This is a genomic window from Virgibacillus sp. SK37 (assembly GCF_000725285.1).
GTDB lineage: Bacteria > Bacillota > Bacilli > Bacillales > Amphibacillaceae > Virgibacillus_Q.
The window spans coordinates 375583-390076 of sequence record NZ_CP007161.1 but is presented as its reverse complement, the minus strand read 5'-3'; the positions used below and the strand labels follow the sequence as shown (position 1 = coordinate 390076).

The following is a 14494-nucleotide window of genomic DNA, read 5'->3' as shown; positions in this document are numbered from 1 at the left end:
CCGAATGAAAGCGCTTAACTAATAATTCTAAAAATTCTCTATTGCCATGCGTTTCCTTTCATGTTTAAATATCTATTAAATGAAAAAACTATGAGGTGATTTTGTGGGAAGCAATGTTTCAGTTGGTCTATTAGGTTTAGGAGTAGTCGGTTCGGGTGTAATCAAGCTTATTGAAAACCACCAGAAAGAGCTTGCACACCAACTCGGCTGTGGCGTGAATGTGAAAAGTGTATTAGTACGTGATACAGAAAAAGCGCGAGATGTGCAAATAGATCGAACGTTTCTTACCACTAATCCAGAAGATATTTTAAACGATCCGGAAATTGATATCATAGTAGAGGTTATGGGAGGAATTAAGGAATCATACCAACATATTTTAAAAGCATTTTCAGCAAAAAAACATGTGGTAACAGCAAATAAAGATTTAGTAGCATTACAAGGGCCAGAGCTCCAGGAAGCAGCAACAAAAAACCAATGTGATTTCTATTACGAAGCCAGCGTCGCCGGAGGAATTCCTATTTTAAGAGGTATTGCTGAAGGCTTGTCTTCTGATCGGATTCAGCAGGTTATGGGCATTGTTAATGGGACGACAAACTACATCCTTACAAAGATGAATAATGAAGGTGTTTCTTATGAGGATGCACTAAAACAAGCGCAAGATCTGGGTTTTGCTGAAGCAGATCCAACAGCAGACGTGGAAGGATTAGATGCTGCACGTAAAATGGCCATCCTGGGGAGACTTGCATTCTCTACAGATATTGCCCTGGAGGAAGTAGAAGTTACGGGAATTAAAGATTTAGATTTGGAAGATTTAAAGTATGGCGATAAACTGGGCTATACAATGAAACTTATTGGTTTTGCCAACTGCAAGGATCAAAAAGTAGAAGTCAATGTGCAACCGACATTTCTAGCTAAAAGCCACCCGCTGGCAGATGTTAAAAATGAATACAATGCCGTCTATGTTTATGGGGAGGCTGTGGGGGAAACGATGTTCTACGGTCCTGGTGCCGGTAGTTTGCCTACAGCCACAGCCGTAGTATCTGATATTGTAGCTGTTATTAAAAATATTAGGTTAGGTGTAAATGGAAGACAATCCGTAGCACCACGGTTTAAGAAACAATTAAAAGCACCTGAACAGCGGTTTGGTCAATATTATTTAAGATTACAGGTAAAGGATGAAGTGGGGACCTTTTCCAAAATTTCTTCCCTGTTTAATGAACTAAACATTAGTTTTAAGCGAATCCTTCAAACTCCTGTTCAAAAGCATCAACAAGCAGAGATAATTTTGGTTACACATCAGACTTCTTTAAGCAATTTCACTATGGCTTTGGAGAGGCTTAAACATCTGGATGCAGTCATTGAAGTAAAAAGCTATTATAAGGTGGAAGGAGATGCTGAAAATGAAATGGCAGGGCCTGATCAGTCATTATAAATCATTTTTACCAGTAACAGAACATACGCCATCACTCACATTACATGAAGGTAATACACCATTAATCCACTTTCCTGCCCTCTCAAGTCAATTAGGTATTGATTTATATGGCAAGGTAGAAGGGATTAACCCAACAGGCTCATTCAAGGATCGGGGAATGGTAATGGCTGTAGCTAAAGCTGTTGAAGAAGGTAGCACCTCTATTATTTGTGCTTCCACAGGTAACACATCTGCTTCAGCAGCTGCTTATGCCGCTAGAGCAGGGTTAAAAGCGATCATAGTTATTCCTAAGGGCAAAGTAGCCCTTGGAAAGCTTGCACAGGCTATTATGTACGGTGCAGAAATTGTTGAAATAGATGGGAACTTTGACGACGCATTGAAGATGGTTCGAAAACTTAGTGAGACATCACCGGTTACGCTTGTTAATTCTGTCAATCCATACCGGTTGGAAGGGCAAAAAACGGCAGCTTTTGAGATATGTGATGAGCTTGGTGCTGCCCCAGATATACTCGCAATCCCTGTTGGTAATGCAGGTAATATTAGCGCATATTGGAAAGGATTTAAAGAGTATAATGAATCTAAACAAACAGGGCTCCCTAAAATGTTCGGATTTGAAGCAGAAGGTGCTGCTGCGATTGTCAATAATAAAGTGATTGACAACCCAGAGACCATAGCAACAGCTATTCGTATTGGTAATCCTGCAAGCTGGGATCTTGCTGTAGGAGCAAGGGATGAATCACGTGGAGCCATTCATTCTGTTTCAGATGAAGAGATTAGTAAGGCATTTAAACTTTTACCTCAAGTAGAAGGTGTTTTTGCAGAGCCCGGATCATGTGCCTCCATAGCTGGAGTTATTCAGCAATGTAAGCTTGGAGCCATCCAAAAAGGAAGTAAAGTAGTGGCTGTACTGACTGGGAACGGGTTAAAGGATCCACAAACGGCTATTGATCAGTTGGAAGTAGAAACTGTATCCCTGCCTAATGACGAAGCTACTGTAACAGATTATATAAATAAATTGGTGAAGGCATGATGGATTTTAAACTTTCCGTTCCAGCAAGTACTGCCAACCTAGGCCCTGCCTTTGATTCCGCAGGCCTGGCAGTACAGCTTTATCTTCATTTAAATGTAGAACAGGCCGAGAAATGGGAGTTTGTGCATACAACCGAGCTATTACCTGACTGCACAACATATGAAGAACATTTTATTTACCAAATAGCTCAAAGAACTGCAGAGCGTTATCAGCAATATCTTCCCCCAGCTAAAGTGACCATCTCCAGTGATATTCCCTTAGCCAGGGGACTTGGAAGCAGTGCTTCTGCTGTTGTGGCAGGAATAGAGCTTGCGAATCAGCTATGCAAACTATCCTTGCCCAAAGAAGAAAAATTGCAGGTCGGCACAGAAATCGAAGGCCATCCCGATAATATAGCAGCAGCTTTACTTGGAGGCTTAGTAATCACTGCAAAATTAACAGAGGATGATCTTGAATATGTCCATTTATCCAATATCGATTTGGATACCGTTGTATATATTCCACAAGTAGAGCTTAAGACAGAGGCAGCTAGAAGAGTGATACCTGAACAATTTTCCAAAAACCAAGCTACTACTGCCAGTAGTATTAGTAATGTAATGGTAGCAGCTTTGATAACTGGAGACTATGAACAGGCTGGTAAAATAATGGAGAGGGACGGTTTCCATGAACCATTCCGTGCAGAACTTATCCCGAATTACCAGCAAATAAAGCTACTAGCTAAAGAGCATGGTGCTTTTGGAACGGTCATCAGTGGAGCAGGTCCTACAATGATTTCATTTACGGCTAAAGGAAGAGGAACTCAACTTGCTGAAAAAATGGGACCCCTTCTTCCAGAACATCAAGTTCGTATGGTAAAAATAGATAGAGCTGGTCTGCAAATCCTTTAAAAAATCCATGAGCTACGGTTGAAACGTAGCTCATGGATTTTTTTAAAAGATAGAGTATGAAGTTTTGGTCGCATGGTGAAACGCAGTTTGTACATTGCTAAACGGGCGCTTGCGCTTTTGTTTATTTATCCCCCATTAAAGCAGTCATTAATGCTTTTTGTGCATGCAACCGATTCTCAGCTTGATGAAATACAACGGAATGATCGCCATCAATAACTTCTGCAGACACCTCCTCTCCACGATGAGCCGGCAAACAATGCATGAATATAACATCCGAATTGGCGTTAGATAGTAATGTGTTATTCACCTGGTAGTTTTTGAACGCCTTAAGCCGTTTTTCCTGTTCCATCTCTTGCCCCATGCTTGCCCAAACATCTGTATAAATAATATCTGCTCCATCTGCAGCTATTTTTACATTGTCCGTAATATTGATACTGCCACCATGTTTTTCAGCAAGCTTCTCTACCTTCTTGGTGATTGTTTCATTTGGTTGGTACTCTTCGGGAGCAGCTATAGAGATTTCCATTCCCATCAGCGCTCCACCAATCATTAAGGAATGGGCCATGTTATTTCCATCTCCTATATAACACATTTTCACCCCTTCTAGCTTCCCCTTTATTTCTTTAATTGTAAGAAGATCTGCTAACACCTGACAAGGATGATAAAGATCCGTCAGTCCATTAATAACAGGAATAGTAGAATGATGAGCCAACTCTTCAATTCCTTCCTGGGAAAAGGTACGAATCATTATTCCATCCAAATACCCTGACAGAACCTTTGCTGTATCTGAAATAGATTCTCCTCTACCAAGTTGCAGGTCTCCTGAATTCAGGAATATCCCTGTCCCTCCTAATTGATAAACACCAGCTTCAAAAGATACACGGGTTCTTGTGGAAGACTTCTCAAATATCATCCCAAGCGTCTTGCCTTTTAAGGGCTCTACAACTTCTCCTTTCTTTTTCTGCTCTTTTAGATATTCCGCCAAATCAAGTAAGTAATCTATTTCCTCTGGTGTGTAATCAACTAAAGATAAGAAGTCACGTCCATGTAAATTCACTTGTTTATTAGTGATTTCTGCTAATTCAATACCCATAATTCATCCACCCTCATTCCATTTAGTATATGAATTATTATGCAATAAAAAGAATAATTATACAATAGTGATTTAATAATCTTTGTGAAAAAATACTTATTTTACATAAAATGAGCTAAAAACGTTCCATTTATAACAATAGTGACTTGTACTACCACTTCCGCATTTTCTGCAAGGTGCTCTATTAATTAAATAGCCTGGTTCTTGGTGAAGAAATAAATTATTTTGTTATTTCGTAAAAGAAAAGAGTACGCTCAACAAAAACCATTGATCGCACTCTTCTTTACTTTTAATTATCTGCTTATATACATTTAATTCTTTTTCTGTATAACCAGCACTTTTAGATAATTCCCTTGTGGAAAATCTTTGTGGACCATAAAATCTCCTGGTAGGCGAAATTCCTCCAAAATTGTATAACCAACTTTCATTTCTTTAAATGCCCTTTCCACAAAACCTTTAAACTTTTTCATTCCAAATGTAGCGTTGTTAGTAGATGCAACAATTACACCATTCTTATCCGTAATTTCAATTGTATCTTTTAAAAGTGCCGGATAGTCCTTCGCTGTACTGAATGTATACTTTTTTGAGCGTGCAAAGCTTGGTGGATCTAGAATAACCAGATCAAATTTCAAACTTTTGCGCTTAGCATATTTAAAATAATCAAATACATCCATCACACGAATGTTCTGGGTCTCATAATCAATGCCATTCACACTAAATTGCTCTATTGTTTTACTTTTACTTCTCTTAGCCAAATCCACGCTTGTCGTCTTTTCCGCTCCCCCTAAAGCCGCAGCCACGGAGAAAGCACCTGTATAAGAAAAGGTATTCAATACATGTTTTCCTTTTGCATAGCGATCGCGTATCGCTTTTCGTACATCATGCTGATCCAGGAAGATACCAGTCATGGCACCATCGTTTAGATAGGCTGCATAACGAATGCCGTTCTCCATCACAATAATTGGAAACTCTCCCCGTTCCCCTTTCACAAAATCATCGTCATCCAAATACTGGCCTTTTGTGTCAAAACGTTTCTTTTCATAAATTGCCTTATAATCTCCTAGTTCATCCAACACACGAAGAACCTCTTCCTTAAATGTGTAGATCCCTTCGCTATACCAATTGATAACGTAATGACTATCATAATAATCAATCGTAAATCCGCCTATGCCATCACCTTCCCCATTAAAAAGGCGAAACGCATTGGTATCCGGATCCTTATAATATGATTGTCGCTTGTTTATGGCAATTAGAATTTTGTTCTTAAAAAAAGAATAATCAATTTTAGTATTTTTATTGCGGGTGAGCACCCAGCCAATCCCTTTATTTTGCTTACCATAATAACCCTTGGCAATAAATTGATTCGAGTCATCGGTGAGGTGAACGATACTGCCTTCTTCTTTAAGCATTCCAAAATTGCTTATTGCCTCTTTCGTAATCAATGGATAACCATTTTGAAAGCTTCTTATAGCATTTGCTTTTACTTTTAATTCGACTACAGAATTCATATTTTCATCCTATCTGGTTTTTTTCCATTATCGCATGAGAAAAGAAAAAGGAAAAGATAAACACTGAGTTAATACAAGCTATTCATGTTGCTTGGAACTTAACCTTTTTCAGTTAGGTCCCATTTACTCTATGATGGACATTCACACACGGATTCCCACTCTCAATGTCTGTCATCAACCTTATGATAGACATTCACACACGATTCTCCGCTCCCAATGTCTGTCATCAACCTTATGATAGACATTCACACACGATTCTCCGCTCCCAATGTCCGTCATCAACCTTATGATAGACATTCACGCCCGATTTCACGCTCCCAATGTCCGTCATCTCCTCATGGCACTTCTACAAAAACCAGGCCACCGAATAGATAGCCTGGTTAAAAATTTTCTTCTCTTCTATTAACTTATACCTTCTTCATATGAGTCAGCTTTATTCCACTTTTAGGAATGCTTGGCATAGATACCATGCTAAAACTTAAATCTTGTGTCGGAACCTGATAATCCATCCTGTTAACAAAATAATCGAGCACTACTTTCATTACTCGAACGGTAACCCATTCCCCCGCACAACGATGTCCCAGATAGTGATCTCCTCCACCTTGTGGAATAAAATCAAATGGGCTTCCTTCCCAATTTTTGAAGCGTTCGGGATCAAATCTATCTGGATTATCCCATAATCTATGATCATGATTGGTGCCATATAAATCCAGCAGTGTTAATGTTCCTTTTTTAAATGAATATCCTTCCCATGTAAAATTCTCCTTCACACGAGCTCCGGCAAATGGGAAAAATGGATAGTAACGTCTTACTTCCTGCACGAACATTTGATAGTAGTCGCTTCCATTTTCTCTTAGTTTATTTTTTTGTTTAGGGAATTGCTGAACTGCCAGGGTTGTGAAGCTAATATAAATAGCAATTGCGACAATTGGCCTTAATATATTTAGTAATTCAACAGCTGCTACATCCGGCTCTAATAAATCACCCTGTAAATCTCTATGCCATGCGATGGTGTATAACGCTGTACCTTCCTCCGGCATTCGTTCTTCGTTTCTTACTTGAGCAATTAAATCCTTCATCCAATTTTCTGACCGGTTACGAGCCTGCTTCCCTTTTCGGTAGTTAATCCCCATAGAAACAGAGGATTCAATAATTGTACTTAAATCATCTGCTCGTTTGTCTACTTCGTTCGCCCAAAGTGGAACACCTGCCCATTCACAAGCAACACGGGTCATTAACCTTTTTGCCTCTTCATAAAGGATTATCTGTTCCTTCTTTTCCCAATCCGTTGCCACCGTATCCAGATGTTTATACGTAATATTATTTAGATGTTCCAAGCGTTCCGAGGACATGAGCGACATAAACATTTGCTTCCGATGCTTATGTTCCTCCCCATCCAATGTTTGGACCCCATTCTCACCAAATAATGTCTTTTGTACGCGCTTGGGGGCTGCACCACTTCTTTTAAATTTAGTATTATCATAAAAAATTTCAGCAGCCTCCTTGCCCCCCATACAAATAGCTTTTTGTCCAAGCAAGCGAGTCTCAAATAAATCACTTTGGAAGCTATGCCGTCTGTTTGGGATGTACATATACCCTTCTCGCAACAAACCTATACTATGCTCGATACCTGATTCTTTAGGAATTTCTTTTTGTTCCACCATTGTTTCACACCTTTCACCATACATTCATCTTATTTTAAGCTCTATATATACTTCTAACCTTTTCCATTTGTTTTAAACATATTCGCTCACAATGAAAAGAAAAGACCCCTAAAAGCGATGTCTAATTCGTTGATTTTATATATCTTCCTTGACAAAAAAACACTTCCACCTTATTATCACAATCAATTAAGCCAATTGCTAAGGAGATTTTCCGATGAAAATATTTGTGGATGCAGATGCTTGCCCAGTCAAAAAAATAATTATTGAAGAAGCAACAAAAGCAGCTATTCCTGTTACTCTTGTAACCAGTTTTTCTCATTACTCCAATGAAGAGCAACCCGCTGGAGTGGAAACAGTATATGTTGATACTGGAGCGGAAGCAGCTGACTATCGTATTATGAAACTCGCTAACAAAGGAGACCTTATCGTTACGCAGGATTATGGCCTCGCTTCTATTGGATTGGCAAAGGGATGTACGGTTTTGCATCATAAAGGATTTGCCTATACAAACAACAACATCGATCAGCTTTTACAAACAAGGTATCTGAGTGCGATGGAAAGAAAAAGTGGAAAGCGTACGAAAGGCCCAAAGGCAATGAGTGAAGAAGACAGAAGTAAGTTTAGAAACCTATTCTTAACATACATCAAAAGATAAAATGCCAGCCTAACAATTTAGGCTGGCATTTCTTATTTTAATGCTGCACGTCTTTCTCGATTCTCTTTTCGTTTAGGTGCAGCTGTGTGCAATCTTATTTCTTCTTCCGTTTCCGGGAAAACTTTCGGAACCGGCTGTGGTTTACCAAATTCATTTACTGCCACCATTGTCAAAAAGGACTCGGTGGTTAGCTTTTCTTCATTTTTAATTAAGTCATGAGCGGTTACCTTCACATACACTTCCATCGAACTGGTTCCCGTATATGTAACAAATGCTTCCAAAGTTAAAGAATCTCCTACTTTTGCGGAAGATAAAAAATCCACTGAATCAATCGAAGCGGTAACCACCGCACTATTCGCATGTTTCATAGCCGTCAATGCCGCTATTTCATCTATATACGCTAAAACCTTTCCACCAAAAATAGTATCTAAATGATTTGTGTCTGGTGGCAATACTAATCGTGTTTGAATTGTTTTTGAATGCTTCATTGCTACTTGCTCCATAAACTTGCCTCCTCAATTAAAAAAGCACCCTCCACATTTAGAAGATGCTAATAATATACAAACCAAAAAAGCTTATTTGCATAAGAGTTCGCAACACCTTCCCATCTCCCGTAGGACATAAATGTTCTTCCATATGGCAGGTCTCCTGGCTTAGAATCATTAAACCATCCTCCTTCCCATTTCCATGATAGAAATAGTGGTTCTGGATGGCTCTCCTCATTACAGTGGCGGGACCGCGTTGGCTTTTCACCAATCTTCCCTTTTCAACTTAACAGTCACCATAGGCAATGTATGTAATTTTCTCCATTATATCATTAAGTTATCTTTTTATCCTTAAAAAATATTTTTCTTCCTTTACCAGTTAAATCATGGCAATGGATATCGACTTCCTTCTTTGATAAAATCATGGATAATACAAATAAAGGAGGAACATAAGCTTGAAAATAGTATCGATAGAGCCAACCCCAAGTCCTTATTCGATGAAGATTAATATAGATGAACCACTAAAAGAAAATCAAACAGAAAATTATAAGCAGGATGATGACCTGTCTCATGCACCAGAATATGTAAAACAATTATTTACTGTCCATGGTGTAAAAGGTCTTTATCGTGTTATTGATTTTATCGCATTGGAGAGAAATCCACGAGTGCCGTGGGAAGAAATTCTCCCACATGTAAGGCAAACGCTTGGTTCTGTTGAGGATCATGAAGAGCAATATCTTCCTCAAAGTGAAAACACGGATGACGCTTTTGGCGAAATAAAAGTATATATACAAATGTTTCGCGACATACCTATGCAGATTAAATTGCAGGAAGGTGGGCAAGAAGAGCGTATAGGCTTACCAGAACGCTTTGCAGTTGCAGCTATGGAAGCATCCAAGGAAGCTGATAATTATCTAATGGAAAGAAAATGGGTAGAACAAAGCCCACGCTATGGGGATATAAATGAAATAGGGGAAGAAGTTAAAGAGGAATTGTCTGCGACCTACGATACCGCACGATTAACACAGCTTGTAGAAAAAGCATCCTCCAAATCCCAAGAAGATGTTCCACAACAAGAAAGGAAGAGAGTCACATTAGAAATGCTGGATCAACCTGACTGGAAAGCAAGGTACGCTGCACTGGATCAGATGGACCCAAGCCTTGAGGACCTCCCTGTATTAGACAAAGCGTTGGATGATGATAAGGCTTCAATTCGCAGACTTGCGACAGCTTATCTTGGTATGATTGAAGAAAAAGACGTACTCCCATATCTCTATAAAGCCTTAGAGGATAAAGCAGTAAATGTGAGACGAACTGCAGGTGACTGTTTATCCGACCTTGGATTTAAAGACGCCATCCCTGCCATGATAAAAGCCTTGTCTGATAAGAACAGATTAGTACGGTGGCGGGCTGCTATGTTTTTATATGAGGTTGGAGATGAAACTGCCATCCCAGCCCTTCACAAGGCAATGGAAGATACAGAATTTGAAGTGAGAATGCAGGTGAAAATGGCTCTTGCCAGAATTGAAGGTGGCGAAGAAGCAAAGGGATCCATTTGGAGTCAAATGACAGAAGCTGCGAAGCGGTAGGAAGAGCGTAAAGCCCGTCATTCGTGGAGATTTCTTCACTTCGAATCGATATTTATTTATCAAGGAGGGTTGAAATTTGGGGCTGCGCTAAATGCTCCCCCATCAAGAACCCTGCTAGTTGCTAGGGCTAGACGCTGTGCTGCTGTTCATGCACAAGAGGTTGGAGTAAAACTCTCTAAAATTACTAGAAAAATGAATTAGACTAAAAATGCCGAACCCGCCCCTCTTCTTTTCGGATATACCCGCCGGGGTTCGGCTTTTTAAATTCTCTAGTTTCTAAAAATGATATACGCTAAGTAAACAACGTAAATGATTACTAAAACACTTCCTTCCACTTTTCCAATTTTATAACTGGTCCGTGAAAATAATAACAGAAGTAATGTTAGCACAATCATTACAGTAATATCTATAAAAACTTTGTTATTGACTGGTAATGGCGTTATAGCGGAGGAAGCACCTAATACAAATAAAATATTAAAAATGTTACTTCCAACAATATTACCTAATGCAATCTCGCTTTCCTTTTTCATTGCCGCTGTAATTGAAGTTACCAGCTCTGGCAAGGAGGTTCCGACTGCAATAATCGTTAAACCTACTAATGTCTCGCTCATTCCCAGCGAATAAGCAATCGTAGTCCCATTCGATACAACCATATCCCCGCCAATAATTATGCCGACAATTCCTAGTACTGTAAACAAAATATTTCTTGGCCACTTAACGTCAGGCGAGACTTCCTTTTCCGAATTATCCCGATTTCTTAAGCCGACTTCAATAACATAGTACATAAAGATAGACAGAAATAGAAGAAAGATGATCCCATCGCTGCGAGTAAGAAAATTGGCACTAACCCCTTCAAGGAAAATATCACTAATTAGTACAAGTAAGGCAATACTAGCAAGTAAAGTAAATGGAATTTCTTTTCGTACCGTCTCACTCTCAACCTTCAAAGGGTATAATATCGCGGCGATACCTACTACGAGGGTAAGATTAAAAATATTACTCCCGATTACATTTCCTAAAGAAACTTCAGAACTACCTTCCAATGCTGCTATAATACTTACTGTTGCTTCAGGAGAGCTCGTCCCTAAAGCCACAATTGTTAATCCTATTAACATTGGAGAGACTCGCAGCAATCTAGCTATATTAGATGAGCCATCAACAAATAAGTCAGCTCCTTTTATTAATAGTACAAAACCAATCAGTAATAAAAAATATGCCATGCATCTTTCTCCTTTTTTATAGATTGAAGCATTTATATAAAAGTCTATCCTACTTCTTGCTATATTGTAACTTAAGTCTTCTTATTATGTCACAAATATCCTCTTTGTGTATTCTTCCCTTAGGAAGGGTATAAAATAGTAAAAATTAAATGCTGAATGAGGTGGTACTCAATGATTGTACGAGAACATGAAAGGGAATTCACAATGATCGAACAACATCACCATGCAGATACATCTTTTCAAATAATGGGGAACTGGAGAGAAGACTTATTCAAGAAGAATGCTTTACGTAAATCGGTGGAGTATGCTATTGCTAAGCACGACTGTGGGTGGCAACCCTTTGATATCGAACCCTTCTGGAATGAGAAGGATCAAGCTCCATATACTTTTATGAACTTTCCGGAACCCGCTAAGATTGTTCTATATAAAAATGGAATAGATGAAGTAGAAGCTTCTGACCCTTATGCTGCAGCATTGTGCAGTGAACATTACTCGCGTTTTCTAGTTAATAATAAGGATCACGCCTCCAGAAAATTTATTCAACACGAAAAAGAAAGACGCGAACGAATTTTCTCAAGCATTTCTAGCTTCGACCAGGATGCTTTTGATTTCCATTATGCATTACTACAGCTTGGAGATAATCTTTCCTTATATCTTTGTTTAAATGAACCCGAACCTACAGCAGAGAGTATCCATCCTTTTTTTAAAAAGGGCGTAGCTGTATCCGAACCTCTGAAATCTTTTTTAGATGGAACTATCCAGCCAAATTGGAAGAGAGAAAATCATATTCATTTAGATCCATTTCCATTCAAGAAGCCATTTACAGTTACCTTAAAACAAAAAACAGTAAAGAAAACTGCCATTTCCGAGCAGGGTTTGATAGATAGCTATATCAGCACACCTTACGAAGAATTAACCTACCATTTCACCGAAAAATAAGGATGAAGGAAATAGTTGTTTTGGTCATAGATCTTTGTAAAACTGAACTTTGATACAAGATTCTATTGCAAATGCATTTCTTTTATGTGTGTGGCACCAAAGACCAAGATAGGTTAAAACTCCGTAAACTTAGACTCGAGATATAAAAGTGCGTACATTCCAGCTTCTAATGATAATATAATATTTTTAAAAGTAACACTGAGCGGAGGAAAAATACGAAGACTTCTGGGGGAGATGAGGCATAGGTGAGACCCCGGAATGCTTTAGCATGAGGAGGCTCATCAGCCGCCCCCGAAAAGCGCAGTGTTTTTCCGTAGCGGTGGTCTAAACGACTTAAATATACAGTGTTCTTACAAAAAACCGTTTTTGTTTCTACCTTAGAATTTCAAAGTTACTTTGTAGTTTGTCCTTCTTGTAAATTATTGGATAACCTCAACATATCTATTAGAATCATAAAAAAGTGAGAACTAGCAAATAGCTAAGTTCTCACTTCTTGTTTTCGTTCTATTGCTATTGGGTTTATATAAGCACTTTCTTCCATAACTAGCTTTCTGGTTGGCAACGCAAGGGTTACTTGCTCCATTTCAAGTAAATCAAGGATGAAAAGATTGATTTCTTCCTTTACCTTGAGATATTTCCCCCAATCCGTTGTCTTTGTAAAGAAATATAAGAAAAGTTCAACCCCATTTTCTTTATATGCATCCACATTTACAAAAATGGTCTCCTGATGAATATCACGATGACTTCGAAGCAGCTCCTCTACTTCGCTTATCACTTTTTCAATTTTTTCCCGTGGTGTATCGTAGGTTACTCGAAGTGTAAACGTAATCTGCCGCTTCCCCATCTTACTCCAGTTGGTGATGGCTTCGTTTGATAATGTCGCATTAGGAACTGTCACCACCGCTTGGGCAAATGTCCGTATTTTTGTACTTCGAAAAGAAATATCTTCTACCGTACCTTCTACGCTCGGAGTGAGAATCCAGTCACCTATTGTAAATGGTTTTTCTGTAATAATGATAATACCTCCAAACATATTCGCAAGCGCATCCTTTGCAGCTAACGCAAACGCCAGACCACCAATCCCCAAACCTGCTACAAAACCATTAATGTCGTATCCGAATTCCTGGGCAATGACACTAATACTAATAGCTACAATGATAAAGCGTAAGGCCCTTGAAAAGAGCGGAATAAGGATATTATCTATTTTCATATTGTATTTTTCGTTTATTTTTGAGAAAAGTGTTGATGAAGAAGAGGATAAATTAAACAACCCCCAACCAATCATAAGGATCACGCTTGATCTTATCACGTGCAAAAAGAAGGGATTAGATTGTGAAAAATAAGGAAAGTATCTTATAGCAATGTAAACCCCGGTGATAAAAATAAGTACTTGTACCGGTCTTTCAAATGATAGTCGCAACTGGGCGAAAAAGCCATTTAACCTCCCTCGCCCCAATTTTAATAAACCCAGAAACACATACTTAGCTAAATACTTTTTAAGTAAAAAAGACAAAAGTAATATAGTTGCAGATATGGATAATTGAATGATGTTGTCATATGAATAGAAAGACTCCCAAGACATGTAATTGATAACCCCCGTCTCAATAAATAACTTCCACCAGTATATTCATAGATGGGGGGAATATGACCTTGGCCGAGTAGATTCCTATTTGATGCTAGTGAGGAAGGGTTAAATCCTTTTGTCTTTTCACCGACAACTAGTATATTTCTATTATCTTGCCATTAGGTTAACAAATCCTTCTAGAAGTCTCCCATCGATCGCCTTCCATTTAAAGTTATGTTCCATCCTCACTTCCGCTATGCTCTTATACAGATCAAAGTTTATATTAATCATCACACGTGCTCCCTCCGTTATTTTGTTACTACTTAGTTTATCTTTTTCAGTTACGAATTTCGTCCGTTTGTCGGCTGGTCTTTACCAATTATTTAAACCTACCTATGATGGGGGTGCTATCAGACCACAGACTGACC

13 protein-coding genes and 1 riboswitch are annotated in these 14494 nt (G+C 38.8%); of the genes, 6 read left to right on the top strand and 7 right to left on the bottom strand.

Annotated features, from left to right (window positions below):
• Positions 1 to 103: 103 nt before the first annotated feature.
• Genes X953_RS02015 through thrB form a run of 3 tightly spaced genes read left to right on the top strand, consistent with a single transcriptional unit; the run spans position 104 to position 3349 of the window.
• The gene (locus tag X953_RS02015) at positions 104 to 1432 is read left to right on the top strand and encodes a homoserine dehydrogenase (RefSeq protein ID WP_040954141.1); all 1329 of its coding nucleotides are present in this window, start codon (positions 104 to 106) and stop codon (positions 1430 to 1432) included.
• Complete coding sequence (gene thrC, locus X953_RS02010) at positions 1401 to 2462, top strand: threonine synthase (protein WP_040954140.1); 1062 nt, start codon at positions 1401 to 1403, stop codon at positions 2460 to 2462. The genes X953_RS02015 and thrC overlap by 32 nt, the downstream gene beginning before the upstream one ends.
• The gene (gene thrB / locus X953_RS02005; RefSeq protein ID WP_084715588.1) at positions 2462 to 3349 is read left to right on the top strand and encodes a homoserine kinase; all 888 of its coding nucleotides are present in this window, start codon (positions 2462 to 2464) and stop codon (positions 3347 to 3349) included. The genes thrC and thrB overlap by 1 nt, the downstream gene beginning before the upstream one ends.
• A 121-nt stretch (positions 3350 to 3470) precedes the next feature.
• Here the strand turns inward: thrB and argF are convergent, their stop codons facing one another.
• The 3 genes from argF to X953_RS01990 form a co-directional block, all read right to left on the bottom strand.
• Positions 3471 to 4442, bottom strand: coding sequence for an ornithine carbamoyltransferase (gene argF, locus X953_RS02000; RefSeq protein WP_040954138.1), 972 nt, complete (start codon positions 4440 to 4442; stop codon positions 3471 to 3473).
• 311 nt (positions 4443 to 4753) lie between these two features.
• Positions 4754 to 5950 carry a class I SAM-dependent rRNA methyltransferase gene (locus X953_RS01995; protein WP_040954137.1) on the bottom strand — a complete coding sequence of 399 codons (1197 nt, stop codon included), beginning with the start codon at positions 5948 to 5950 and terminating at the stop codon, positions 4754 to 4756.
• A gap of 407 nt (positions 5951 to 6357) precedes the next feature.
• A complete protein-coding gene (locus tag X953_RS01990) occupies positions 6358 to 7614 on the bottom strand; it encodes a cytochrome P450 (RefSeq protein ID WP_040954136.1) in 1257 nt (418 codons plus the stop codon).
• A gap of 214 nt (positions 7615 to 7828) precedes the next feature.
• Between X953_RS01990 and X953_RS01985 the strand changes: the two genes are divergently transcribed.
• Positions 7829 to 8269, top strand: coding sequence for a YaiI/YqxD family protein (locus X953_RS01985; RefSeq protein ID WP_040954135.1), 441 nt, complete (start codon positions 7829 to 7831; stop codon positions 8267 to 8269).
• A gap of 32 nt (positions 8270 to 8301) precedes the next feature.
• Here the strand turns inward: X953_RS01985 and X953_RS01980 are convergent, their stop codons facing one another.
• A complete protein-coding gene (locus X953_RS01980; RefSeq protein ID WP_040954134.1) occupies positions 8302 to 8772 on the bottom strand; it encodes an acyl-CoA thioesterase in 471 nt (156 codons plus the stop codon).
• Between the two features lie 117 nt (positions 8773 to 8889).
• A riboswitch (cobalamin riboswitch) is annotated at positions 8890 to 9070 on the bottom strand.
• Between the two features lie 139 nt (positions 9071 to 9209).
• On the opposite strand from X953_RS01980, the gene X953_RS01975 reads away from it, so the two are divergent.
• Positions 9210 to 10343, top strand: a complete 1134-nt coding sequence (locus X953_RS01975) for a conserved virulence factor C family protein (protein ID WP_040954133.1) — start codon at positions 9210 to 9212, stop codon at positions 10341 to 10343.
• A gap of 269 nt (positions 10344 to 10612) precedes the next feature.
• Here the strand turns inward: X953_RS01975 and X953_RS01970 are convergent, their stop codons facing one another.
• Positions 10613 to 11563 (bottom strand): calcium/sodium antiporter, encoded by a 951-nt coding sequence (locus X953_RS01970; RefSeq protein ID WP_019379037.1) that lies wholly within the window; start codon positions 11561 to 11563, stop codon positions 10613 to 10615.
• A 171-nt stretch (positions 11564 to 11734) separates the two neighbouring features.
• On the opposite strand from X953_RS01970, the gene X953_RS01965 reads away from it, so the two are divergent.
• On the top strand, positions 11735 to 12502 hold the full coding sequence (locus X953_RS01965; protein ID WP_040954132.1) for a DUF3891 family protein: 768 nt from the start codon (positions 11735 to 11737) through the stop codon (positions 12500 to 12502).
• Between the two features lie 478 nt (positions 12503 to 12980).
• Here X953_RS01965 and X953_RS01960 read toward each other — a convergent pair whose 3' ends face one another.
• Together X953_RS01960 and X953_RS20360 are read right to left on the bottom strand one after the other, a co-directional pair.
• Positions 12981 to 14084 carry a mechanosensitive ion channel family protein gene (locus X953_RS01960; protein ID WP_040954131.1) on the bottom strand — a complete coding sequence of 368 codons (1104 nt, stop codon included), beginning with the start codon at positions 14082 to 14084 and terminating at the stop codon, positions 12981 to 12983.
• Between the two features lie 150 nt (positions 14085 to 14234).
• Complete coding sequence (locus tag X953_RS20360; RefSeq protein WP_019379033.1) at positions 14235 to 14357, bottom strand: hypothetical protein; 123 nt, start codon at positions 14355 to 14357, stop codon at positions 14235 to 14237.
• Between the last annotated feature and the right edge of the window lie 137 nt (positions 14358 to 14494).

Bases quoted from the DNA above. Each gene is read 5' to 3' on its own strand.
- thrC (WP_040954140.1), top strand. From the start codon at position 1,401: ATGAAATGGCAGGGCCTGATCAGTCATTATAAATCATTTTTACCAGTA.
- X953_RS01985 (WP_040954135.1), top strand. From the start codon at position 7,829: ATGAAAATATTTGTGGATGCAGATGCTTGCCCAGTCAAAAAAATAATT.
- X953_RS01990 (WP_040954136.1), bottom strand. From the start codon at position 7,614: ATGGTGGAACAAAAAGAAATTCCTAAAGAATCAGGTATCGAGCATAGT.
- argF (WP_040954138.1), bottom strand. From the start codon at position 4,442: ATGGGTATTGAATTAGCAGAAATCACTAATAAACAAGTGAATTTACAT.
- X953_RS01965 (WP_040954132.1), top strand. From the start codon at position 11,735: ATGATTGTACGAGAACATGAAAGGGAATTCACAATGATCGAACAACAT.
- thrB (WP_084715588.1), top strand. From the start codon at position 2,462: ATGGATTTTAAACTTTCCGTTCCAGCAAGTACTGCCAACCTAGGCCCT.
- X953_RS01960 (WP_040954131.1), bottom strand. From the start codon at position 14,084: ATGTCTTGGGAGTCTTTCTATTCATATGACAACATCATTCAATTATCC.
- X953_RS01980 (WP_040954134.1), bottom strand. From the start codon at position 8,772: ATGGAGCAAGTAGCAATGAAGCATTCAAAAACAATTCAAACACGATTA.
- X953_RS20360 (WP_019379033.1), bottom strand. From the start codon at position 14,357: ATGATTAATATAAACTTTGATCTGTATAAGAGCATAGCGGAAGTGAGG.
- X953_RS01970 (WP_019379037.1), bottom strand. From the start codon at position 11,563: ATGGCATATTTTTTATTACTGATTGGTTTTGTACTATTAATAAAAGGA.
- X953_RS01995 (WP_040954137.1), bottom strand. From the start codon at position 5,950: ATGAATTCTGTAGTCGAATTAAAAGTAAAAGCAAATGCTATAAGAAGC.